Origin of the sequence: Aerococcus sp. NPDC058936, assembly GCF_042741995.1 — a bacterium.
In the GTDB taxonomy this organism is placed as follows: Bacteria; Bacillota; Bacilli; order Lactobacillales; family Aerococcaceae; genus Aerococcus.
The window spans coordinates 26,474-49,145 of sequence record NZ_JBHYKZ010000007.1 but is presented as its reverse complement, the minus strand read 5'-3'; the positions used below and the strand labels follow the sequence as shown (position 1 = coordinate 49,145).

Here is a 22,672-nt window from a genome sequence, read left to right as displayed (position 1 = left end):
GTGACTTGGTGATTAGACTAAGATCTTGCTTAGGAATTGAATGGCCCGTTCATCATGAGGATCTTCGAAGAACTCTTTTGATGGACGGTCTTCTAAAATTTCTCCGTCTGCCATAAAGATGGTTCTATTCGATACTTCTTTGGCAAAGCCCATCTCATGCGTTACAACAACCATAGTCATGTTGTCCTCAAAAGCGATACGTTTCATTTGGTCCAATACTTCCCCAACCATTTCTGGGTCAAGGGCTGAAGTTGGCTCGTCAAATAGCATCATTTTTGGACGCATAGCTAGGCCACGAGCGATGGCCACACGTTGTTTTTGCCCACCAGATAATTGACCTGGGTAAGCATCACGTTTATCCCACATGTTTACACGTTGTAATAAACGCTCTGCTCTATCTTGGGCGTCTTTATCGGTTTTCTTCAAGACTTTTAAAGGTGCTAATGTCACGTTTTCTAACACCGTCATGTGAGGATATAATTCGAAATGTTGGAACACCATACCGCAGTCGCGACGAATTTGACGGATGTCAGTGTTGCGGTCTGTAATATCTTTACCGTCAACAATCAAATGGCCTGAGTCTACCTTCTCTAAAGCATTTATCGTCCGAATCAACGTTGATTTACCAGAACCAGAAGGTCCAATCAAGGTCACAACTTCACCCTCATTTATCTTCAGATTAATGTCTTTCAACGCGTGGAATTTACCATAATATTTTTCAACATGATCAAATGTAATCATCATAGCACCTCTTCTTATTTGATTTTTCCTTTTGAATACAATTGCAATAAACTTGAATGTAAACAGGATTCTTGCATAAAGATAAAATAATTCTAATCATTTCTTAAGCAAGTGTCAACTTATTTGATAGATTTCTTAACATGTTTGGGCACCAATGTTATTTTATATTTCATATTTGAATCATTTGAGCACTTTTTTACTTGATATGACGCCATGTCGAGATTTTGAATTGTCATTCTTTTTATATAAGTACTATAATAAGACTAAAACTATCTGAAACACCCATTCAATCAATTAAATGGAGGTTATAGCGTTGAATCAACCAAAAAACGGCTCTCAAAATATCTCTTCTCAGTTTAGAAGCGATATGGTGATGGTGCCAGAAGTTATTAATGAAGCATCCGGTATTCGCGTTTTTGGACGAACTTTAAAATCATTTGTCTTTACAACTGACGTCGCCACAATCCTATACTGTAATGCGGATGCCGTCTTAGCTGTCTACCCATTCTCCCCGCATCCTGCGATCATTTCAGCAGTGACATCAGTAGCCAGTCAACCTGTATTTGCCGGTGTTGGTGGCGGTACAACTCAGGGTAAGCGTAGCGTAGATATTGCCCTTTTTGCCGAAGCGACAGGGGTCCAAGGGGTGGTGGTGAATGCGCCGATGACCGCAGAAAATATTCTAGATATTGAGCACACAGTCGACTCCCCAATTGTAGCGACAGTTGTCTCTGCCTATAACGATATCGAAGCCCGAATTTCTGCCGGTGCGGATATCCTTAACGTTTCAGGGGGCAAAGAAACAGCCGCTATCGTTGAACGGATTCGCCGGGATTTCCCAGATGTGCCGATTATCGCAACTGGTGGTAATAATGAAGACACCATTCGTAAGGTAATTGAAGCAGGCGCTAACGCCGTTTCCTGGACACCGCCGACTACTGGTGAAATATTTAAAGAAAAAATGGTCAAATACCGTAAAGACCGCCGCGAGGACTTCCTTGAAACCCATGATGGTATGACCTTACATGAATTTGAGGAATATATTGAGGAACATCCAGAAGCTGAAGAGAAATATAATGAAGATTCTTCTGACGGCTATCTGTAAGAAGAGATGGAGGATATATGGATCAAGAACATAGCAACAGACTAACAACCATTCAACAACAAGTTAAAAACCACAACTTAGATGCCCTAATCATTAGCGACAAGGCATCCATCGACTACTACACTGGTGTCATTTTTGACCCCATGGAACGTTTTTGGTTATTGATTATACAGCCGGACAAAGGTCCACAAATTATCGCTAACAAACTATTTGTATTCGACGAATTAGCTGATGTTGACGTCACTTGGGTGGATGATAACTACACAATCGCTGAAGCCTTTGCAAATCTAGCGGATTTCCCAGCAACCGACGCCCCACTACGAATCGGCGTGGATAAATTGTGGCGGGCTGACCAACTATTAGCCATCGCCAAAACATACAACCAGGCCACTTTTGAAGTAGGTTCTGACTTAGTGGATGCACAAAGAGCCATTAAAACCGATGAGGAACAAGAAAAAATGCGTAAAGCTTCAGATATTAACGACCGTGCCATGGCTCGTTTAATCGAAGAAGTCTTACCACTTGGTTTAGACGAATTGGCTGCAGTAGATCAATTAGCCCGTATTTACGATGAAGAAGGCGCAGATGCCGGCTTTTCATTCGAACCCATTATCGCCTACGGTTCAAACGGTGCTGACCCACACCATGAATCTGACCATACCTTGCCGAAACTGGGTGATTCGATTGTCATTGATATCGGCTGTAAACATGAAGAATACTGTTCCGACATGACCCGTACCGTTTATTACGGTGAGCCTAGTGCTGAAGCCAAAAGGGTTTATGACATCGTGCTTGAAGCCAATTTACGTGGTATTAACGCTGTCAAGGTTGGCGAAACTTTGGCGAATGTGGACGCTGCAGCGCGTGATTACATTACAGCCCAAGGATATGGTGATCAATTTACCCACCGACTAGGCCATTTCATCGGACGCGAAGTTCATGAGAAAGGCGATGTGTCAAAAGCTAATACAGATACCATTAAAGATGGCAATATCTTCTCAATCGAACCCGGTGTTTACCTGACTGGTAATACAGCCGTTCGTATTGAAGATTTAGTAATCGCGCATGATGGTGGCACTGAAAACTTGAACCACTTCACCAAAGATATGCTTATTATTCAACCAAAATAAAACATTGCACACTAAAAACACGACAGTCGTCGTGTTTTTTAGATTAATATTCATCTACCCTATGTAGTAATTTAGATTTATTTCATATTACAGGATCCTAACCACTTTTCATCTAAATACTAGTCTACTTATATACACGACGTGCCAGGTAAATGAAGAAACTCCTCCTAACGCTTCTTCCTATGACTTGCTGATTTGGTGTATCTGCCATTTCAATCGCTTCTCTTTTAAGAAACAACCAAAATAATACTGGTTACACAGTCCACCAATACCCTATTTTTCATTTTATGATGCCAAATATTTAAATGATAAGCTTCAAAAAGCGCCCATCACGACAAGTGAAGGGCGCTTTTTACTATTATTCTAGTGTTTTATTTCTAAACGACTTCTGTCGCACCTTTTCTACTTAAAGATCATTTGGAAGAATTCGAAAACGCGCGGTCCGAGCAAGACTACTGCTAGGATGGCGAGGGCTAGAATAATCCATACCAGTACTTTGCGGGAGTGATTGCTTGAACCAGACCAAAAGTATTGTTTTTGTTTTTGTCTTTCGAAGAAGATTTCATTGGTGTCTAAGTCTTGGAAGGTTTCTTTTGGCACAGGTGTTTCCGCAAACGTTTCGACGTTAAATTCAGCAGTATCCTGTGTGAGTGTTGTCTCAGGTACTGAGGATTTAATGTCATCTGAAAAAGGATTTCCATACTTTTTTTGGTTATTCTTCTTCTCGCGTTCAAGCGCTTTTTTCGCTTGGCGATATGTTTGCCGCTTCACCTGATGCACCACCTTTATTATTTAGTTCATTTTATCCAGTATTCCTAGTATAATCTATTTACAAGAAATTTCAAATTGTAGAGAAGGGAAATTTTTCAACTTTCCCTCTTAATTAAAGGAGCTTATTTCAGTGAAACAAAGTTTTCATATTGGTATGCGGACCCTAAAGACTTCATTGAGTGTCTTTATTATTGTTCTTATTTCAGCATTTATCCCTATTGACCCGCAAATTGCTGCCCTTTCAGCGGTATTTTCACAAAGGGCTAACGTCACTTCGTCGCTTTCTTTTGGTTTGCGTAGAACCTTAGCCATTGTTTGTGGGGCTTTTGCCTCATTAGTTTATATTTTTTTACATAAGTTATTGCCTGACCATTATTTGATTACTGCACTTTTAGGCGGTTTAGGTATTTTAATTACGATTCAAACTAACCTTCTCGTTAAGAATCCACAAGGGGTTATTGGTGGTAGCGCCACTTTCCTTGTCATTGTCTTCAATATTCCAGAGCACAACCAATATGTCTATGCCCTACTTCGGGTGTTAGATACCTTCTTGGGAGCCATTGTCGCTGTTGGTATCGAGTACATTTTTCCAAGAGACCGAGTTGTTCCTTGGATCCTTACTTACAATAGTTATGTACCGAAGTTTCTACAAATCTCTACCTCTGATAAAATTTAAATGACCACTAAGGTGAGCTTAGGATTGGACTAACTTAGCTTTTCCTTAAGTTAGAGACCCTTCTTTCGAGTTTTTACCCACAAGTGGTATAATAAATGAGAAGTGGAATGCGCGGTATTAACGTCATTTACTATCTATTTCAATCAATCCATGTGATTAAAGAGAGGTTTAAACTATGACCATTGGTTATCATCGCCCTAGTAAGGCCATCGTGTCTCTAGATGCGATTATTCATAATTATTTCGCTATTAAAAAGCATATCGGTAATAAAGCTGTCATGGCAGTTGTTAAGGCTGACGGCTATGGTTTAGGTGCCGTCAAAATAGCCGACGCCCTCCAATCTCGCGGTGCCGACGGTTTTGCGGTCGCGGTTGCGGATGAAGCATTAGAATTAAGAGACGCTGGGATTATTGCCCCTATCATGATTTTAGGCTTGACTGATCCAGACGACGCTTGGCTTTTAGCCAATTTAGAAATTGGTGTGACAGTGTCTAGCTTAGACTATTTAAAATATGCCAAGAAACACGATAAAGACTTTTCTCGCCTTCATCAATTGAATGTCCACCTTAAAGTGGATTCTGGGATGGGACGGATTGGCGTGCGGTCTGCTAAAGAAGCACAGAAAATCATTGATTACATTGCCAAACATCCGAAGAAATTTAAGTTGGCTTCAGTCTTTACCCACTATGCTACAGCTGATTCCTTCACTGACCATGGTAAGGATAAGGTTCAAGCCCAATCTGACTTTTTTGAAAGTTTGCTTGGGAAATTGGACTACTCAGCATTAGGGTACACTCCCCTTTTCCATCAATCAAACTCTGCCTTAAGCCTTTGGTACCCGGAAAAAACTTTGGATGTTGCGCGACTTGGCCTGGGCTTATACGGTTCCATTCCAAGTATGGAAGATGTGGCGTCGCCGGTTGATTTCAAGCAAGCATTAACCTTGGAGACGGAAATTATCTACGTCAAACAAATGCATGCGGGCGATACGATTTCCTACGGGGCTGATTATGTGGCTGGTTCGGATGAATGGGTGGCTACCCTACCGATTGGCTACGCGGACGGCTGGCAAAGAAATTATTTGGGATTGGATGCCATTGTTGACGGCGAGCGGTGTCCGAGCGTGGGCCGGATCTGTATGGACCAGATGATTATTCGCCTACCCCATGAGATGCCTGTGGGCGCTAAAGTGACCTTAATTGGGACAAATGGCGGCCAAACTGTTGATGTGGTGGACGTTGCTAGTCATGCTGGAACGATTGCCCATGAAGTATTGACGAATTTAAGTCAACGATTGCCCAGAGCTTATACGTCTAATAAGAAAAAGAAAATGAAATAACGATTGCGAAATCTAATAGTTTTTTCATTTAGCCCTTGCCTTTAATTGGTAGTCATGTTAGTTTTAAACTAACGATTATACGAATAGAAAGTATAGATATAGAGGATGCGCAACCAATCAGTAGCCGATGGTGAAAGGTGGTTGTGCCGAAATGCAGATTTTCTGTGTTGGGGGTAATACCTAAGAGGGTTATCCCTGTCAAACCTTAATACCCATTAAGGTGCGGAGCGCTTGTCTTATGCTAGGGATTAAAAACTGTTAGGATTATTGAATGCTATCAGTATTTTTTGACACGTTTTCCTAGGTAGACATAGAGTGATGCTCTTGTCTGCCTTTTTTTATACTCAAGCTATCTGATCGTTTTTTCATAAAAACAATTACAAATTGCACACAATATAGGAGGATTCTCATGACAATTTTTAAAGGTTCTGCGGTAGCCATCGTTACCCCTTATGATAATTCATTAGAACAAAATATCAATTACGATGTGTTTGCGGAGTTGATTGAATTTCAAATTGAAAATGGTACAGATGCCATTGTCGTTGCAGGAACAACTGGTGAAGCTTCAACACAAACTGACGAAGAACAAGTTGAATTAGTAAAATTCTGCGTGGAAAAAGTCAATGGCCGGGTACCCGTGATAGCCGGTGCTGGTTCTAATGATACTGCCCACGGAATCCAATTAACGAAAGACTGTGTAGCCGCAGGTGCAGATGCTATTCTATCTGTAACGCCTTATTATTTAAAAACGAGCCAAGCTGGTTTATTGGCGCATTATAGCGCCATTGCAGATGCTGTGAAAACAACGCCGATTATCTTATATGATGTACCAGGTCGTACAGGAATGTCTATTGCCCCTAAAACATTGTCGGAACTTAAAAACATCGATAACATTGTTGCCATTAAAGATGCAACTGGTGATTTAGCCAATGCAGTAGATGCGCGCTACCACGTCGGTCCTGATTTTGATGTGTACTCTGGTAACGACGATACAGTTATTCCATTAATGAGTTTGGGTGGCCATGGGGTGATTTCTGTTTTGGCTAATATTGCACCAAAACAAGTACACGAAATGACGCATTATGCCTTAAATGGTGACTTTAAAAAAGCGGCTGAAATTCAAACAGCTTTTAAACCATTAATCGACATTTTATTCAGTGAGCCAAATCCAATTCCAATCAAAAAAGCCATGTCCATGCTTGGTTTCGATACAGGTTCAGTGCGTCTACCACTGGTCCCTGCCCAAGAAGAAACAGTGGCTGCACTAGAAGCTGAAATGAAACGATTGAATTTGATATAGTCTTTTCAATTCTAAAGTAAATTGTGGTATATTAAAGGGTGTGTAACTTATCAGTGCACGCCCTTTCTTTTATTGCTACTGATAAGTGATAGATTGAATATTTAAAATAGGAGCTTTGATTTATGCCAACTGGAACACCACCATTTCGAATCAAACTGAAAAAAGTTGATCAGCAAATGGTTGACATTTATAATCGTTCTTCTTTTCATCGAAACGAACTCTTGATTCCTCTTAGACCCTTCTCTATTGAGTTAGCCGACAAAAAAATTGACGTCTCAGTGCGCCAAATTGTTGTCTTACCTGAACCGATTATGAGACGGTTAATCTTACCGGAAAAAGATTGTAGTCCTCAAGTTGATGACCATAAACCAACAGAAGAAAAAATATACGCCTATATTTTATCCCTAGGCGAACCTTACATAGATGCCATTGCCAATGATTTTGTGGAAACACCTGAAATTAAACACATTTTTGATGAACCACATGTCTTCAGCTTCTCTTTCGTCACTTGGCAACATCTACTACAAACTTTGATTCAATTACAGTTGGAATTGAAACGGCCTGAAGACAACATTCAAAAGAAAATGGTCTTTAGTATAGTATCGACCATATTCCTTGAATTGTATCGACTTTGTTCTGCTTCAAACCAAAACCGGTTAGAGATGTCTGAAAGAGAGATTTTAGCCTACGAAATTAAACATTTTATTGTTGATTCCTACCGAAAAGACTTAACCCTTCAAGACATTGCAGACAAGTTCGACATTTCAACGTCAACTGTCAACCGAGTATTCCAGCCTTACTTCCATTCAACCATATATCAATTCATCTTGGACTTGCGGTTGGGCTATGCCTATACCTTGATAGAAAGTGGCTTGTCTATCACAGAGTCATGGCAAAAAGCTGGCTTTAATGATTATAGTAACTTCTATAGAGCCTTTATTAAGCATTATCATATTAGACCGCATGAGGTACCAAAAAAAGGAGAATCGTAAGCATCTCCTTTTTTGATTATGTTCAGCCTTCTACTGTTTCTTTACCTATCGTTGCCTTAAAAGTAGGATGAAAGGTATAGTCTATCCTCGGGCAAAAATAATGATGAGTCCTGCTACTAGCAACAAGTTTTTCGTATACCAACAAAAAAGGTCACGGTACTTGCCCTAATCTGGGTTAAGTACTGTGACCTTTTGTATGCTGTCATTGCGGTTTTGCATTAAATTATTTTTCAACTAGTCCTAATTTTTTGAAGATATCATCCACTTTTTGGATGTGGTAGTGGTAGTCGAAGGCGTCTTCAATAGCTGCTTGGTCTAGGTGACTAGCGATTTCTTCATTGGCTTCGACAAGCCCTTTAAAGTGCTTGCCTTCGTCCCAAGCGATTGCTGTTAATGGTTGAACTAAATCGTAGGCTGCTTCGCGTGATAAGCCTGCATCAACCAATTTTAGCAATACACGTTGTGAGTAGATTAAACCGTGAGTAGCATCCATGTTGCGTTTCATATTTTCAGGGAAGACGGTGAGTTTTTCCATAATGTTTGCGAAACGATTTAACATATAATCTACTAAGATCGTTGTATCTGGTAGGATAATCCGTTCGGCAGATGAATGAGAGATATCTCTTTCATGCCATAAAGTCACGTTTTCATAAGCAGTCATCACATGTCCGCGAACAACACGGGCTAATCCAGCCATGTTTTCTGAACCGATTGGGTTACGCTTATGTGGCATTGCGCTTGACCCTTTTTGCCCTTTTGCAAAGAATTCCTCCACTTCACGTGTTTCCGATTTTTGTAGTGAACGGACTTCTGTCGCAATATTTTCTATCATTGTAGCAATTAAAGCGAGTGATGAAATATATTCAGCATGTAGGTCACGTGGTAGGATTTGCGTTGAAATCTCTTGTGGGTTAATGCCTAGGTGTTCACACACATAAGTCTCAATAAATGGCGGTACATTGGCGTATGTACCTACTGCACCAGAAATTTTACCTGCTTCAACACCGCGCGCAGCCGCTTCAAAACGTTGGATATTTCGTTTACATTCTGAATACCAACGCGCTACTTTCAAACCAAAAGTCGTTGGTTCAGCATGAACACCATGGGTACGCCCCATCGTAACAGTATATTTATGTTCAATCGCACGTGCTTTTAACACCTGCAAGAATCGGTCTAAACCTTTACGAATTAAATCATTTGCTTGTTTTAATTGGTAACCTTGAGCCGTATCCACAACATCCGTAGACGTTAAGCCATAATGCACCCATTTACGTTCTTCGCCCAATGATTCAGACACATTACGGGTAAAGGCAACCACATCATGACGGGTTTCTTTTTCAATTTCTTCCACTCGTTTTGTATCAAAAGTGGCCTTTTCACGAATAGCTTGCGCATCCTCTTTAGGGACTTCCCCTAAGGCTGCCCATGCCTCTGTTGCAAGAATTTCAACTTCCAACCAAGAGGCATATTTATTTTCTTGTGACCAGATTTGCCCCATTTCAGGACGGGTATATCTAGGTATCATAACATTCTCCTTTATTGCACGCGCTCAATTTTTGTACGCAACAATTATATCACAAGCCAGCTTTCTGGCAGTGATTATTTTTCGCAAAAAAAAAGACGAGTCCCGATATGAATCTCAAATTGGTCTCGTCTCTGTAATTTTTATAGCTTAATGATGGTGGTGGTGGTGATCGTGATCATGGTCCAATTCTTCCATCAATAAATCAGGGTGGTCAGCTTCTAGTTGGTCTAAAACTGCCGTCACTTGCGGGTCAACATTGCCCAGAATATCTTCATAAATGGCTAAATATTCGTAGGCCGCTTCATATTCGCCGTGCTCGTTAAAGCGGAATGCGGCTTCTTTTAAAGCAGTTAACATATCCACTGATGGGTAGTCGTTTAAGCCCAGATCGTCAAGGAAGGCTTCTTGTTCCTTGCCTTCAAGAATTGCAGGCCACTCACGGTCTAATTCTGCTAAGACTTCTAAACCTGCTCTGGCATTATCATTTTCATTCCACATCAGTGAAATATGGTATAACATGTAGGCTTTCTCAAAGTCTTCTTTATGGTAATAGAAATCCCCAATTAAGGCAAAACCATAAGCTAGGTCTTCCACTCTAAGTGAATAACTCAAGCCATTAAGAACGGTTGGGTAAGACATCCCGTACTGTTCCATTTCTTGGTATAGTTCCGCTAAGGCGTAGATAGTGTCTACATCATAGGGATTCCATAATAAGGCTTGTTGGTATGAGTCAATCGCTTCACGCCATTCATTGGCTTGAATTTGCACCTTGGCATATTCTACATACATCCCAGCATAGTCACGCGTTGTTGGTGCTAATTCTAGACCTGGTTCATTATGGTAAATAAACTGGAATAAGTCTAATTCCTCATAGATACTTAAGTTTTTTATGTTTTTCTTAGGTGTGAATTGGTCGAAATCGTCTTCCATCCGGCGAATATATAATGACATTTCAAAATTGGCGCGGACTGGATCGATTGCCATAATATTGCGAATGCGTTTAACGAATTCGACATCATCTTGCATTTTAATTTCAGCAATCATTTGATTGTAATCTGTTGATTGATTCGGGAATTTTTCCGTCATCACTTCATTAAAGGCTTTAATAAATTCATCATCGCTGGTGTGTTTGTGGTTATCTCTTAAAATTTTAGAGATAACTTGAATGCAGTAGCTGTAATCATCAGTTGGCACAGCTTGAATTCTTTGTATAAGTTTTTCTTGGTCCTTATCCATAAGCTCGTCTCCTAAAGCAATAAATTTCAGCATAAAATAGGTTCTTCATTACACCAAAATTTATTGTACTGTTTTTTTTGTGCTATTGAAACCAAAAACCCTTTAAAATATTTTTTCAATTTAGATTCTAAAGTTGCGCAGTGTTAAAAAGTGTATTTTTCCTGACTGTCGTAAAATACTATATGATATCTGATTATAACTGGCATTGGTTATCAAAGACCTCATTTTCTCCTAAATTATACCATATATAATAGGTTTTTTACGGTACAATGCCTTTCTTAAAATTAAATTATAAAAAGTCTTGAAACCGCTTGTACAAGTTTAGTACACTATAGTCATAAGTTAAATATTGCAAAGTATAAATTATTATGAAGAAAGTTAAATTAGAAGGTGAACTCTTGGAAGCAATTGCCGTTAATACATTTCAGAAACATTTATCTCTTAGCTATCATGATGAACGACGCACAATGATGTTTAAATCTTATAATAATATTCCTTCACTTGAGCAAATTGGTATGGATCTTGCAGAATACTCTAGTATTACTGCTAGTATGCATTATCATGACCATTTTGAAATTCTATTCTACTTAGGTAATCAATGTCAGTTTATCGTAAATGATATCAGTTACACACTTTACAATGGTGATATTATGATCATTCCACCTAACATTCCGCATTTAATGACTAGTGAAGAAGGTATTAATAATACCCGTTTTAGCTGCATGGTACCTGAGAAGTTGATTCATCAATATGCTATGGTAAATGATAATCTTTATGAAGATATTATTCGCTTTTATAATGAACCGGGGCATTACCGTTTAGATAAAGAAAATCTGGATAAGACAATTACTCATTTAAATAAAATTCTTACTTATAGTGATGAAGAAGTAGAAGAAACTACCTTCGCAACTGCTTTTCACCTATACCACTCATTGATGAACGTCTACCATGCGAAGAAAATCCCGTCTATGTCTGGTGATTATAAAGAGGACAAACACTTTAGTCACATCATCTACTATATCGATCAACACTTTAAAGAATCTGACTTACAATTAGACCGGATTACACAAGTATTTGATATTTCGCCATATTATTTATCAAAACTATTCCGTAAAGAAATGAACCAAAACTTCCACGAATATTTAATTGCGAAACGTGCCAACTATGCTGCACAATTAATCAATCATATGAGCACCAACAAAATGTCCTTACAAGACGTTTCCGACGCATCCGGATTCGGTGACTACTCTACTTTCTACCGTTCATTCAAGAAGGTATTCAACACCTCTCCGAAGAAGTATGCACAACAAAATACGCAGACTATTCTTTAAAATTTACAAAAAGAAGAACCACCCTATCCATGCCGACTAGCGCTGATAGAGTGGTTCTTTTGTTATATATCCTATTGGTCAGGTTGGTCATCGTCAGATTTATTTCTAAAATCTAAGATATCATGGACGTCGCCAAGTGTCGTGTCGCTGTCTTGGTTGTTATCGCCGTCTTCTTTAACATCATCTTCCTCTTCATCAGCTCTACTGTATGATGGTTCTGCCTCAGGCATATCCAGGTTATAGCGGTCATGGATATTTTGCGAGAATTCTTCATAAGAAATCACTTTAACAAATGAATCTGGTGTAAATCGTGGTCGGTATGCCTCTGGGAAATCATCAAATTCAGACATTGAGAATAAGAAGCTCTCCCTTTGTTCTGGTGTTAGCGTAGTAAAATAAGCTAATGGAATCATATCGTCCGTTAAACGTTTGTTTCGTAGACGTTTGATAAAATGCACAATATTATTTAAATCATGGTAATAGGCAAAATATAGGGCTGACTGTCGTCCTTCAATTGGTGTTTGTGCATAGTTGATGAGTAAGTTTAATAAAGCTTGTTTTTCAAGTTCATTTCTAGCCTCAAACCCTTCATAGGTTGTGCGAATCATGTATGGTTGGTCTAAAGCTACTTCGGCCAGTTTGGAATCATCATCATAAATTTTCAAAATCCGATGTTTTGACCCATCCTTGTATTCTTTGCTAGCTACATAGTAGTTTTCTATAAATCCTAAATTGATCAACTTTGAATATAATTCATCTGTTCTCACACTAGCCCTCCGTTCGTATTGCTATCATTCTTATGATATATATATTTATTATACATGATTATTGGAACAAAAAGGCTAATTCTTGATACTAGAATTTTTTCCTTTCAACGCACGCTCTCTTAGTTTAGCAATTTGAGACTGTTTTCTTCTTACTTCAAAGGAGAATCCGCGCCCAGTCACTTCAGATACAGGCGACACATACATAAAAGCATTCGCATCCATTTCAGTTACCTGGTTTTTCAAACGTAATAATTCTTCACGGTCAACAACTGTTGTAATCACCGCACGTGATTTCTTGGTATAGCCACCCTTAGCCGTATAGATTGTTGTCGCACGGGCCAATTCTATCAAAATAAAATCGTTGATTTCCCCTGCAATTTCTGACGTAATATTCACATTGTATCTTGCGGAACCACCAGTGATTACGCGGTCAACAACGACATTGGCCAGTAGAACCCCGATTGCGGCATACAATCCTCGTTCAATCCCAAATACTAGCATATTGGCAGACAAGATGGTCATATCAGAAATCATGACCCCTGTCGCAAAGTTGACAGGTAGGTACATGTTCATTATTTTGGCAATAATATCTACCCCACCAGTTGTGGCACCGGCATTAAAAACTAGGCCGACACCAGTTGACAGGAGGACTTGCCCCAAAATCAAGTTGACCAAGGGATCATCAGCAACTGCCCCTGTCACAGGCACAAACCGTTCAAATAAGGCATAAAAGCCTGAATAGAGGATAACAGAATACAGGGTTGTCCCGCCAAACTCCTTACCAATCACTTTAATCCCAATGACCAGTAAGACTATATTAATGGCAAAAAGAATCACTGAATAAGGTAGCGGAATAAAAGGTGCCAATACCTGGGCCATACCTCCAGTACCCCCACCGACAAGGGAATCAGGTACTAAAAAGAAATACAAACCGATGGTCATGCTTAAAGTCCCTAAAGTGATGATGAATAATTGCTGAATATCTACGGCAGCTAATACTTTTTTCAATTTACTACCTCTCTTTCTTGTCCAATCTAATACACAAAATATATCAAAATACCCCAGATCAATCAATCAGTGCCCCTCAAAGTTTACATTACAATTAAAGCTTGTGATAAAAGTTGACAAAGTGACCATTTCAAATTAAAATACCATTAAATTTATCAATCGAAAATATACGAGTAGATGAATAAGAATGAACTCCGAGAGGGATGAGAAAATGGCTGAAACAACAGCAACTGCAAAAGTTATTGTAAATGATTTAAAGAAAAGCTTCGGTAAAAATGAGGTCCTTAAAGGGATCGACTTAACCATTAACCAAGGTGAGGTAGTTTGTATCATCGGGCCATCAGGGTCTGGTAAATCAACATTCTTACGTTGTTTAAACCGTTTAGAAGACATTAACGGCGGTGAAGTTTTAGTTGATGGCACAAATATTGCCGACAAATCTATTGATATTAATAAAGCCCGCCAAAATATCGGCATGGTATTCCAACACTTTAACCTATTCCCACATTTAAGCGTTTTGGAGAATATTACCCTAGCGCCAACTGAGTTAGGTAAGACACAAAAAGATGCCAGCAAAGAACAAGCTTTGTCTTTATTAGAACAAGTAGGCTTAGCGGATAAAGCAGAAGCTTTTCCAAACTCTTTATCTGGTGGACAAAAACAACGTGTGGCCATCGCCCGCGCTTTAGCAATGAATCCTGATATCATGCTGTTTGATGAACCAACATCAGCACTTGACCCAGAGATGGTTGGTGACGTATTAAACGTTATGAAGGACCTTGCTAAAGAAGGTATGACCATGGTCGTTGTAACACATGAAATGGGCTTTGCCCGTGAAGTAGCTGACCGTGTAATCTTCATGGACGGTGGATATGTTGTTGAAGAAGGTAAACCTGAAGATATCTTCAGTAATCCACAACACAACCGTACAAAAGAATTCTTAGACAAAGTTTTATAATATATTGTAAAAGAAAAAGGTATGTGATGTTTTCTATCACATACCTTTTTCTTTATTCACTTTAAACACTATCTTACAGCACCATACAAGGCCATGTCCGAAATGCCTGAATTATTAGCTAAAGCTGCTTTTCGTAGCCCTTCATATTCGAAGTTTAAGGCTAAAGCCAATTGTCTGTCAGCTTCATTTCGACTATCTTGATCAAAAGACAAACGGTTCATTTGCACTTCCTTAAACAAGAAATGCACAATATTTTCTAAAGCTTCCTTGGCCAACCCCTGGTCTTTATAGACTTGACCCATACAGAAGGTTAAGTCTGCAGCCTGGGTGTCTTTATGCACTTCAGTCACTGCGATTTCTCCTATTGCTTCTCCAGAATCTTTGTCTTCCACACACCATCTGTAGGTTTTACTTCTGTCCTTTCGTTTATCCCATTTCTCTAAAATACTCTTACTATCAGAAACGGATTGGTGCTTGTCCCAAGTAACAAATTCTGTATCTGCTATATTCCCTGCCCAATTCTTGAACATGTCTTTGGCATCACTTGTTTTGAACTTACGCAACAATAGATGTTGTGTTTCTATTGTCTTGGTTCCTTTATGATTCATAACTAACCCCTACTAACGATTTACTTAAAAATTCATGTAATCGATCCATATTTCCCAATCTATTATAGCATGTTTCTTTAATGTAAAAACAGGCTTGTAGACTTTTTTCAACAATCGAAACATATTTAGTACTTGTTAATCCTTGATTTATGCCTTATAATATAATCCGTAAAAACTCGCAGTCATACCTGCAATATGATGGAGGAATAATAAATGAATAACAACGAATTCCAGGTACTACTTTACTACAAATATGTACCTATTAAAGATGCAGAGCAATTCGCAAAAGACGAATTACAATTCTGTAAATCAATCGGCTTAAAAGGCCGTATTTTAATTGGTGATGAAGGGATCAACGGTACTGTATCTGGTCCAAAAGAAGCAACCGAACGCTACATGGACCACATGCATGCTATGGAAGAATTTTCTGACCTATGGTTTAAAATTAACGAAGCGGATGACTACGCACACAAAAAAATGTTCGTACGTTACCGTGAAGAAATCGTTTCTTTAAACTTAGAAGAAGATTTAAATCCCAACGAATTATCTGGTACTCACTTAGATCCAGCTGATTTCCGCGAAGCAATGTTAGATGAAGATACTGTTTTATTAGATACACGAAACGACTATGAGTATGATCTTGGTCACTTCAAAGGCGCTATCCGCCCTGATATCCGTAACTTCCGCGAATTACCTGAATGGGTACGCGAAAACAAAGAAAAATTCATGGACAAAAAAGTCCTTGTTTACTGTACTGGTGGCGTACGTTGTGAGAAATTCTCAGGTTGGATGATCCGTGAAGGTATCGAAAACGTTAGCCAATTAAACGGTGGTATCGAAAACTACGGCCAAGACGAAGAAACACGTGGCGACTTATGGGAAGGGAAAATGTACGTCTTTGACGACCGCATCTCTGTACCAATCAACCACGTTGACCCATCAATCGTTGGTAAAGACTACTTCGACGGTACACCATGTGAGCGTTACGTAAACTGTGGTAACCCAGAATGCAACAAACAAATCTTAGCTTCAGAAGAAAACCAAGAAAAACACCTTGGTGGTTGTACACACGAATGCCGTGTTCACCCACGCAACCGTTACGTACAAGCTAAAGGTTGGTCACACGATGAAATCGTTGCACGTTTAGCAGCAATCGGTGAACAACTAACCGTAGAAGCCTAATTTAGAAATCAAAAGACCGCTAGGAAAACCCTGGCGGTCTTTTTGTGTCTAAAGGAAGACGATATTCTTCATGATGCGGCCGTCCTCATATCTTAGTGAGCTAGTTGGCCTAACCACTACAGTCTAATGTATACGAATGATTTTGAATCATCCCCAACAGTTATGAAAGATCATTTATATTGTGATAGCCGAAGACCTTCTAAACTACAATTGCATGGGTTCAATCAAGTCGAGTTTGCTCGACAAACCCAAGTCCGATTCAACTTAAGTTGCACCACACTGCGTGTAGTACCAACTTAGACTGCAATCGTTATTGAGCTGAACGGTCCTGCTCTTAGCCTAGTATTAAAGCGTCATCGTTTAATGCGCGTCCTGATTGTTTTTTGAACATGTCTAATAATTGTTGTACGGTTAATTGTTTCTTCTCTTCACCTGAGATATCAATCAAGATACGGCCATTATCCATCATCAACAAGCGGTTACCCATTTGGATAGCTTGTTCCATATCATGGGTAATCATCAAGGCTGTTAATTGGTCACGCTCGATCACTTCTTCTGTTAGTTTCAATACCATATCCGAAGTTTTAGGGTCTAAGGCGGCTGTATGCTCGTCTAATAATAAGACTTTTGGTTTTTTCAAAGTCGCCATCAATAATGTTAATGCTTGACGTTGTCCACCAGAAAGCAAGCCAACTTCAGCAGTTAATCTATTTTCCAAGTCTAAGTCCAATAGTTTCAAGGCTTCTTTAAATTGTTCACGTTGTTTGTTGTTGACCCCTCGTCCAAATCCAAATAAATGTCCGCGACGGTCTGCAATAGCCATGTTTTCTTCGATAGTTAAACGGCTAGCAGTTCCCATTCGTGTGTCTTGGAATACGCGTGATACTAGGCCTGCGCGTTTGTTGGCAGTTAGGTTAGTCACGTCCTTATCTTCAATTTTAATAGCCCCTCGGTCTACCAACAGCGAACCGGCGATGGCATTTAGGAAAGTCGATTTTCCGGCCCCGTTACCCCCAATAATAGTGATGAAATCCCCTTTTTCCACCTTTAGGTCGATCCCTTTTAATACGTGGTTTTCGTTTGGTGTTTTGGCTTCAAATGTTTTATGTACGTTTTGTAATGTTAATACGCTAGTCATTGGTCAATCTCCTTTCTAATCTTCTTTGGTTGTGATTGAGTTTTTCATAACTTTTTTACCGTGTTGACGAACAGCTGGTACCCCAAGCGCTACGGCTAGGATTAAGGCTGAGAATAGACGAACGTCGTTTGGATTGAAGTTTAGTTCTAATACCAATAGTAATAGTAAACGGTAAATGATTGACCCTAATACAATCGCTAATAATCGTTTAACAAAGGTGATGTTATTCCCGATGGCTTCACCAATGACTACAGAGGCTAAACCGATAACCATGGCCCCAACACCCATGTTGACATCGGCATAGCCATTGTTTTGTGCTAATAAACCACCTGATAAACCAACCAATCCGTTGGCTACCATGAAGCCGATAATCTTTGTCCAGTCTGTATTGATTCCGTTGGCTTCACTCATCATGTAGTTATCACCTGTGGCACGGATGGCTAAACCAATTTGCGTATCGAAGAACCATTTAAGTAAGGCTACGATGGCTACAACAACGATTAAACCAATAACGATAACTGCTAAAGTCTTATCTTCAATTAATTGACGCATTTGAGTGACCAAGGTATTTTGACTTAATAATGGCAAGTTGGCTTGACCTAAAATACGTAGGTTAATAGAGTACAAACCAGTCATGGTAATAATAGATGCAATCAAAGCTGGTACTTTCAATTTCGTATGTAATAAACCAGTAATTAGTCCAGCACCTGCCCCAATAACAAATGATAGTAAGGTGGCCATCCAAGGTTCCATGGCAAATTCAAAAATTAACCGTGATACCAAGGCTGCCCCTAAAGAAAACGATCCTTCAACTGTCATATCGGCCACATTTAGGATTCGGTAAGTTAAGTAAACCCCCATCGCCAATAATCCCCATAACAAGCCTTCTGATATACTGCCTAAAATAACACTCATGTTAAAATCCTCTCTCTTCCCTTTATTCTGCCACTTGGATGCTGTCAGGATCGATGCCCAGCGCTTCCGCCACGTCTTCATTTACATATAATTCTAATTCTTCAGCTTGCTCAATCGGCATGGTCGAAGGATCTTCGCCTTTAATTACACGTGCTGCCATTTCAGCTGTTTGACGTCCCAATTCGTAGTAGTTTAACGAATAAGTCGCCAATCCACCATCTTCCACTTGGTCAATTGATCCAGCAACAACCGGCACTTGATATTGTTCAGAAACCGCACCAACCGTTGACGCTGCCCCTGCCATGATATTATCTGTTGGAATATATAACAATTCCGCTTCTGACATCACAGAATTCAAGGCTTGTTGTACATCATTAGTTGAGGTGACTGTACGAATGACTGGCGTTTTACCGGCCGCTATAATGGCTGCTTCAGCTTGTTCTGCTTGAATTTGCGAGTTGACCTCACCTGTATTGTAGATGATGCCAACTTTTTCCGCTTCAGGTTTAATCGATATTAGGAGCTCAACTTGCTTCTCAACCGGCATCTGGTCGCTTGTTCCCGTCACATTTCGGCCCGAACCCTCTAGTGATTCCGCCAAACCTGCTGTTATAGGGTCAGTTACGGCTGTAAAAAGGAGTGGTTTCTCCTCTTCCGTCACGGCTAGTGCCTGAATCGTCGGCGTTCCGATACCTAAAACCAGCTCAGAATTCTTCAACAATTGTCCTGCCATTGGATACAAGTTGGCTTGCTGACCCTGGGCATTCATCCGGTGGTAAACCACGTCAACGCCCTCTTCATAACCCAGTTCAGTCATCCCATCAATAAAACCTTGCTCCGCATCATTTAAGGAATTGTGGTCCATAATTGACAAAATACCGATATCTAAAATGCCATTGTCTTCAGCATTCTCACAGCCAGCCGCAAAAATAGCCAAACTGGCTAGTAAAGTTACCAGGCCCTTCTTTAAGCTCAATCTTTTCATTATTTACTCCCCTTTATAATCAATCCAAAGAAAAAAAGCACCTATCCAGATAAAATCTAAATAGGTGCTTATAGCGCTAAAATATCTAGCTATGCCACAATAGATTTTATCTCTACGTGGCCACTTGTTACGCAACAAAATATTTAGCCATCATAGATACGGTTCAGTTGTTTACTGACGTTTGTATCTATGATCTAAAACAGATTTCATAAATACAAACTACCTAAAATAGCTAAAGTAAAAGCGATTATTCGTATGTAGGCTGTTCATTTTCATCAAAAAATCCCCTCGAATATGGCTGTCATTCATCTAGTTGCGTCTTTCAATAGCATTATCATAGATTTAATTAAAAAAATTGTCAAGCCAATTCACATAGATTTTTCATATTGTTGTCTTTTTTATAAGGTCATTACCAGACAAAGATTCTTGGCTTGCATAAACCACCCTTTTTCTTCATAATGAGAGTAAGATTAAATTTAAAGGAGACAACAATTCATGCAAAACAAACGTCCATTTACTAGCCTGGCAAAAGTTGAAGAAATTGCCGCTGAAATCCCTACACCATTCCATTTATACGACGAAGCCGGTATCAGAGATCGCTGTCGTCGTCTAAAAAAAGCTTTCTCTTGGAACCCTAACTTCCATGAATATTTCGCTGTTAAAGCCACACCAAATCCACACGTATTGAAAATTATGCAAGAAGAAGGTATGGGCGTAGACTGTGCATCTTATACAGAACTTGTACTAGCCGACAAAGTTGGCTTTTCAGGTCACGATATTATGTTTTCATCTAACGTTACGCCAGCAGCCGACTTCAAGAAAGCGGCTGAACTTGGTGCGATCATTAACTTTGATGACATCACCCATATTGATTTCTTCAAAGAACATGTAGGTGAATTCCCAGAAACAGTTTGTATCCGTTACAATCCGGGTGGGACATTCGAAGTCGCTAACGGCATCATGGATAATCCTGGTGACGCCAAATACGGTATGACACCAGAACAAACCCGCCAAGCCTTCCAAAAATTAGCAGACTACGGCGTGAAAAATATTGGTATCCACTCATTCTTAGTTTCTGGTTCGACATCAAACGAATACTATCCAAAATTAGCCCGTACCTTATTTGAATTAGCGGTTGAATTAAAAGACCAAACTGATTTAAACATTGCCTTCATCAATCTATCTGGTGGTGTTGGGGTTGCTTACAAACCAGAAGAAACACCAGCAGACATCGATATCATCGGTGACGGTGTGCGCCAAGCTTACGAAGACATCATGGAACCAGCTGGCCTAGGCGACGTCGCCATCTTTACCGAATTAGGTCGTTGGATGTTAGCTGAAAATGGTGGTTTAGTAGCCAAAGTCCTACATGAAAAAATCACTTATAAAGACTACCTAGGATTAGACGCATCAGCCTCTGACCTATTACGTCCAGCAATGTACGGTGCTTACCACCACATCTCTGTTTTAGGCAAAGAAGACGAAACTGCCGACCAAACATACGATGTAACAGGTGGTCTATGTGAAAACAACGATAAATTCGCTATCGACCGTCAATTACCAAAAACAAACATTGGCGACTACATCTGGATCCACGACGCAGGTGCACACGGTGCCTCAATGGGTTACCAATACAACGCTAAATTACGTTCAGCAGAAGTCATGTTAAAAGAAGACGGCACATTTAAACAAATACGTCGCCCAGAAACACCAGAAGACTACTTTGCAACAATGGACTTTAATTTCTAAAGATAATATCCATTAAAAAAGCGCTCGATCATGATGTTCGGGCGCTTTTTGCTGGATTCTTTTAGTTTGTTCACAATCAAGTCAGCCCATTAAACTAATCCTTCTGCTGTTAATGTTGTTTGATAGTTTACTAGGGCTAAGAATTCTTCTAATGTGATGTCATACTTAGTGATATATTGCGCAGCTTCTACCCCGACATAACGGTAGTGCCATGGCTCAAAGCTATACCCCGTTACCTGCTCTTTTCCTTGTGGGTACCGTAAAATAAAGCCATAATCTTGGGCATTTTCTGAGAGCCATTGAGCTGATGGTTGGTCTGCATAAGCCTCATCTAAACTGCCACCGATACCTGTCCATTCAGTTCCTAACCAGTCAAAGGCTAGTCCAGTTGAATGTTCACTGGCTTGAGCTGGTGCAAAATAAGCATTTGTTAGGTCACGCGCTTCTGATTCTGAATAGCCTTGGGCTAAATAATCTCGAAAACCATTCTCCACATTTTGTGCTTGGTAAGCAATTGTTCGGTGGGCAGAAATAGTAGCAAGTGTATATCCAGCATTTGTTGCTCCGTCCATTAGTGCAGTATAAGCATCTGTGATTGCAGCGTTATATAATTTCCCTGAATTTGCATAAGCAAAATCCACCACTGGTTCGGTTAGTAATGGGTTAAGTTTGTTGACTAATTGATATTGTGCTGAATCTACGTCAACTTCTTTAGGTAGGTCTGCCAGCAACTGGGCTAAGGCTGCAGTTTCGTCCATTTCCAGCGCAGCAGCTACATTTGTTGCGATATCCTTCACAGAATAAGTTTGGATATCATCAGCATAGTCAGCTGAAAACTCAGCCATTTGGCTTGCTTCTTCATCGGTTGTCGCATTTGATGCGACTGGTGTAGTAATGGTTTCTGCTAGTTCAGCTTTTCGTGCTTCAGCCTTTTTTTCTGCATCATCAGTAGCATTATCACCACTTGTCTGGTCAGTGCTACCGTCTGTTGCTTGCTGAGTATTTACTTCTTGGCTACTAGTCATTTCTTCGTCTGCATTGGTCTTACTATAGCTGACATCGTAGGCTGCAATAACTAAGATAAAAGCCAATACAACAGCAATATAGGCCTTGTTAAATAGACTGATATTCATTTTTGACACAAAAGTCACTCCTCGTTTTTTCCCATTTCTCTTTTACCTGCCTAAAAATCACAGGCCCTCTATGATATAATAAC

21 protein-coding genes and 1 riboswitch are annotated in these 22,672 nt (G+C 39.8%); of the genes, 10 read left to right on the top strand and 11 right to left on the bottom strand.

All coding sequences use genetic code 11. The features are described from left to right. Nucleotides 1–12: 12 nt before the first annotated feature. Complete coding sequence (locus tag ACFW0C_RS06750; protein WP_378106489.1) at nucleotides 13–741, bottom strand: amino acid ABC transporter ATP-binding protein; 729 nt, start codon at nucleotides 739–741, stop codon at nucleotides 13–15. A gap of 313 nt (nucleotides 742–1,054) precedes the next feature. Between ACFW0C_RS06750 and ACFW0C_RS06745 the strand changes: the two genes are divergently transcribed. Next, a complete protein-coding gene (locus ACFW0C_RS06745) occupies nucleotides 1,055–1,846 on the top strand; it encodes a hydrolase (RefSeq protein WP_378106389.1) in 792 nt (263 codons plus the stop codon). A gap of 17 nt (nucleotides 1,847–1,863) precedes the next feature. Then, entirely contained in the window at nucleotides 1,864–2,976 is a 1,113-nt protein-coding gene (locus ACFW0C_RS06740; protein ID WP_378106387.1) for a M24 family metallopeptidase, read from the top strand. Between the two features lie 402 nt (nucleotides 2,977–3,378). On the opposite strand, the gene ACFW0C_RS06735 is transcribed toward ACFW0C_RS06740, so the two are convergent. Further along, nucleotides 3,379–3,747 (bottom strand): hypothetical protein, encoded by a 369-nt coding sequence (locus ACFW0C_RS06735; protein WP_003142982.1) that lies wholly within the window; start codon nucleotides 3,745–3,747, stop codon nucleotides 3,379–3,381. Nucleotides 3,748–3,877: 130 nt separating this feature from the next. On the opposite strand from ACFW0C_RS06735, the gene ACFW0C_RS06730 reads away from it, so the two are divergent. The 4 genes from ACFW0C_RS06730 to ACFW0C_RS06715 all read left to right on the top strand — a co-directional run bounded on the left by ACFW0C_RS06730 (nucleotide 3,878) and on the right by ACFW0C_RS06715 (nucleotide 8,054). Continuing rightward, complete coding sequence (locus tag ACFW0C_RS06730) at nucleotides 3,878–4,423, top strand: aromatic acid exporter family protein (RefSeq protein ID WP_378106385.1); 546 nt, start codon at nucleotides 3,878–3,880, stop codon at nucleotides 4,421–4,423. Nucleotides 4,424–4,598: 175 nt separating this feature from the next. Continuing rightward, the gene (gene alr, locus ACFW0C_RS06725) at nucleotides 4,599–5,762 is read left to right on the top strand and encodes an alanine racemase (RefSeq protein WP_378106383.1); all 1,164 of its coding nucleotides are present in this window, start codon (nucleotides 4,599–4,601) and stop codon (nucleotides 5,760–5,762) included. Between the two features lie 91 nt (nucleotides 5,763–5,853). Then, nucleotides 5,854–6,002, top strand: a riboswitch (Lysine riboswitch). Nucleotides 6,003–6,171: 169 nt separating this feature from the next. Continuing rightward, the gene (gene dapA / locus ACFW0C_RS06720) at nucleotides 6,172–7,062 is read left to right on the top strand and encodes a 4-hydroxy-tetrahydrodipicolinate synthase (protein WP_290491716.1); all 891 of its coding nucleotides are present in this window, start codon (nucleotides 6,172–6,174) and stop codon (nucleotides 7,060–7,062) included. Between the two features lie 122 nt (nucleotides 7,063–7,184). Next, nucleotides 7,185–8,054: a helix-turn-helix domain-containing protein gene (locus ACFW0C_RS06715; RefSeq protein WP_378106381.1), complete on the top strand. Its 870-nt coding sequence runs from the start codon at nucleotides 7,185–7,187 to the stop codon at nucleotides 8,052–8,054. 223 nt (nucleotides 8,055–8,277) lie between these two features. Here ACFW0C_RS06715 and purB read toward each other — a convergent pair whose 3' ends face one another. Then, nucleotides 8,278–9,579 (bottom strand): adenylosuccinate lyase, encoded by a 1,302-nt coding sequence (purB, locus tag ACFW0C_RS06710; RefSeq protein WP_378106379.1) that lies wholly within the window; start codon nucleotides 9,577–9,579, stop codon nucleotides 8,278–8,280. A 147-nt stretch (nucleotides 9,580–9,726) separates the two neighbouring features. Beyond that, nucleotides 9,727–10,815: a hypothetical protein gene (locus ACFW0C_RS06705; RefSeq protein WP_378106377.1), complete on the bottom strand. Its 1,089-nt coding sequence runs from the start codon at nucleotides 10,813–10,815 to the stop codon at nucleotides 9,727–9,729. Nucleotides 10,816–11,183: 368 nt separating this feature from the next. On the opposite strand from ACFW0C_RS06705, the gene ACFW0C_RS06700 reads away from it, so the two are divergent. Further along, complete coding sequence (locus ACFW0C_RS06700) at nucleotides 11,184–12,146, top strand: helix-turn-helix domain-containing protein (protein WP_378106376.1); 963 nt, start codon at nucleotides 11,184–11,186, stop codon at nucleotides 12,144–12,146. Nucleotides 12,147–12,217: 71 nt separating this feature from the next. Here ACFW0C_RS06700 and ACFW0C_RS06695 read toward each other — a convergent pair whose 3' ends face one another. Both ACFW0C_RS06695 and ACFW0C_RS06690 read right to left on the bottom strand, forming a co-directional pair. After that, on the bottom strand, nucleotides 12,218–12,913 hold the full coding sequence (locus ACFW0C_RS06695; protein WP_003142992.1) for a hypothetical protein: 696 nt from the start codon (nucleotides 12,911–12,913) through the stop codon (nucleotides 12,218–12,220). 75 nt (nucleotides 12,914–12,988) lie between these two features. Further along, nucleotides 12,989–13,921, bottom strand: a complete 933-nt coding sequence (locus ACFW0C_RS06690) for a YitT family protein (protein WP_378106375.1) — start codon at nucleotides 13,919–13,921, stop codon at nucleotides 12,989–12,991. A gap of 211 nt (nucleotides 13,922–14,132) precedes the next feature. Here ACFW0C_RS06690 and ACFW0C_RS06685 point away from each other — a divergent pair, with 211 nt between their 5' ends. Then, complete coding sequence (locus ACFW0C_RS06685) at nucleotides 14,133–14,879, top strand: amino acid ABC transporter ATP-binding protein (protein ID WP_016896446.1); 747 nt, start codon at nucleotides 14,133–14,135, stop codon at nucleotides 14,877–14,879. Between the two features lie 68 nt (nucleotides 14,880–14,947). Here ACFW0C_RS06685 and ACFW0C_RS06680 read toward each other — a convergent pair whose 3' ends face one another. Next, a complete protein-coding gene (locus ACFW0C_RS06680) occupies nucleotides 14,948–15,487 on the bottom strand; it encodes a GNAT family N-acetyltransferase (protein ID WP_378106373.1) in 540 nt (179 codons plus the stop codon). Between the two features lie 213 nt (nucleotides 15,488–15,700). Here ACFW0C_RS06680 and ACFW0C_RS06675 point away from each other — a divergent pair, with 213 nt between their 5' ends. Then, nucleotides 15,701–16,669: a rhodanese-related sulfurtransferase gene (locus ACFW0C_RS06675; RefSeq protein ID WP_378106371.1), complete on the top strand. Its 969-nt coding sequence runs from the start codon at nucleotides 15,701–15,703 to the stop codon at nucleotides 16,667–16,669. A 334-nt stretch (nucleotides 16,670–17,003) separates the two neighbouring features. Here the strand turns inward: ACFW0C_RS06675 and ACFW0C_RS06670 are convergent, their stop codons facing one another. The 3 genes from ACFW0C_RS06670 to ACFW0C_RS06660 are packed head-to-tail and all read right to left on the bottom strand — an operon-like array spanning nucleotide 17,004 to nucleotide 19,707. After that, nucleotides 17,004–17,807 (bottom strand): ABC transporter ATP-binding protein, encoded by an 804-nt coding sequence (locus tag ACFW0C_RS06670; protein ID WP_378106369.1) that lies wholly within the window; start codon nucleotides 17,805–17,807, stop codon nucleotides 17,004–17,006. Nucleotides 17,808–17,822: 15 nt separating this feature from the next. Then, nucleotides 17,823–18,722 carry an ABC transporter permease gene (locus ACFW0C_RS06665; protein ID WP_378106368.1) on the bottom strand — a complete coding sequence of 300 codons (900 nt, stop codon included), beginning with the start codon at nucleotides 18,720–18,722 and terminating at the stop codon, nucleotides 17,823–17,825. Between the two features lie 22 nt (nucleotides 18,723–18,744). Further along, nucleotides 18,745–19,707: an ABC transporter substrate-binding protein gene (locus ACFW0C_RS06660; RefSeq protein ID WP_378106367.1), complete on the bottom strand. Its 963-nt coding sequence runs from the start codon at nucleotides 19,705–19,707 to the stop codon at nucleotides 18,745–18,747. A gap of 495 nt (nucleotides 19,708–20,202) precedes the next feature. Between ACFW0C_RS06660 and ACFW0C_RS06655 the strand changes: the two genes are divergently transcribed. Then, nucleotides 20,203–21,456 (top strand): diaminopimelate decarboxylase family protein, encoded by a 1,254-nt coding sequence (locus ACFW0C_RS06655; RefSeq protein WP_378106366.1) that lies wholly within the window; start codon nucleotides 20,203–20,205, stop codon nucleotides 21,454–21,456. An 89-nt stretch (nucleotides 21,457–21,545) separates the two neighbouring features. On the opposite strand, the gene ACFW0C_RS06650 is transcribed toward ACFW0C_RS06655, so the two are convergent. Continuing rightward, the gene (locus ACFW0C_RS06650) at nucleotides 21,546–22,589 is read right to left on the bottom strand and encodes a M15 family metallopeptidase (protein ID WP_378106487.1); all 1,044 of its coding nucleotides are present in this window, start codon (nucleotides 22,587–22,589) and stop codon (nucleotides 21,546–21,548) included. Nucleotides 22,590–22,672 lie beyond the last annotated feature (83 nt).

Excerpts from the sequence above, each read along its gene's own strand:
- ACFW0C_RS06750 (WP_378106489.1), bottom strand. The coding sequence starts at position 741 with ATGATTACATTTGATCATGTTGAAAAATATTATGGTAAATTCCACGCG.
- ACFW0C_RS06740 (WP_378106387.1), top strand. The coding sequence starts at position 1,864 with ATGGATCAAGAACATAGCAACAGACTAACAACCATTCAACAACAAGTT.
- alr (WP_378106383.1), top strand. The coding sequence starts at position 4,599 with ATGACCATTGGTTATCATCGCCCTAGTAAGGCCATCGTGTCTCTAGAT.
- dapA (WP_290491716.1), top strand. The coding sequence starts at position 6,172 with ATGACAATTTTTAAAGGTTCTGCGGTAGCCATCGTTACCCCTTATGAT.
- ACFW0C_RS06715 (WP_378106381.1), top strand. The coding sequence starts at position 7,185 with ATGCCAACTGGAACACCACCATTTCGAATCAAACTGAAAAAAGTTGAT.
- purB (WP_378106379.1), bottom strand. The coding sequence starts at position 9,579 with ATGATACCTAGATATACCCGTCCTGAAATGGGGCAAATCTGGTCACAA.
- ACFW0C_RS06705 (WP_378106377.1), bottom strand. The coding sequence starts at position 10,815 with ATGGATAAGGACCAAGAAAAACTTATACAAAGAATTCAAGCTGTGCCA.
- ACFW0C_RS06700 (WP_378106376.1), top strand. The coding sequence starts at position 11,184 with ATGAAGAAAGTTAAATTAGAAGGTGAACTCTTGGAAGCAATTGCCGTT.
- ACFW0C_RS06685 (WP_016896446.1), top strand. The coding sequence starts at position 14,133 with ATGGCTGAAACAACAGCAACTGCAAAAGTTATTGTAAATGATTTAAAG.
- ACFW0C_RS06680 (WP_378106373.1), bottom strand. The coding sequence starts at position 15,487 with ATGAATCATAAAGGAACCAAGACAATAGAAACACAACATCTATTGTTG.
- ACFW0C_RS06675 (WP_378106371.1), top strand. The coding sequence starts at position 15,701 with ATGAATAACAACGAATTCCAGGTACTACTTTACTACAAATATGTACCT.
- ACFW0C_RS06670 (WP_378106369.1), bottom strand. The coding sequence starts at position 17,807 with ATGACTAGCGTATTAACATTACAAAACGTACATAAAACATTTGAAGCC.
- ACFW0C_RS06665 (WP_378106368.1), bottom strand. The coding sequence starts at position 18,722 with ATGAGTGTTATTTTAGGCAGTATATCAGAAGGCTTGTTATGGGGATTA.
- ACFW0C_RS06660 (WP_378106367.1), bottom strand. The coding sequence starts at position 19,707 with ATGAAAAGATTGAGCTTAAAGAAGGGCCTGGTAACTTTACTAGCCAGT.
- ACFW0C_RS06655 (WP_378106366.1), top strand. The coding sequence starts at position 20,203 with ATGCAAAACAAACGTCCATTTACTAGCCTGGCAAAAGTTGAAGAAATT.
- ACFW0C_RS06650 (WP_378106487.1), bottom strand. The coding sequence starts at position 22,589 with ATGAATATCAGTCTATTTAACAAGGCCTATATTGCTGTTGTATTGGCT.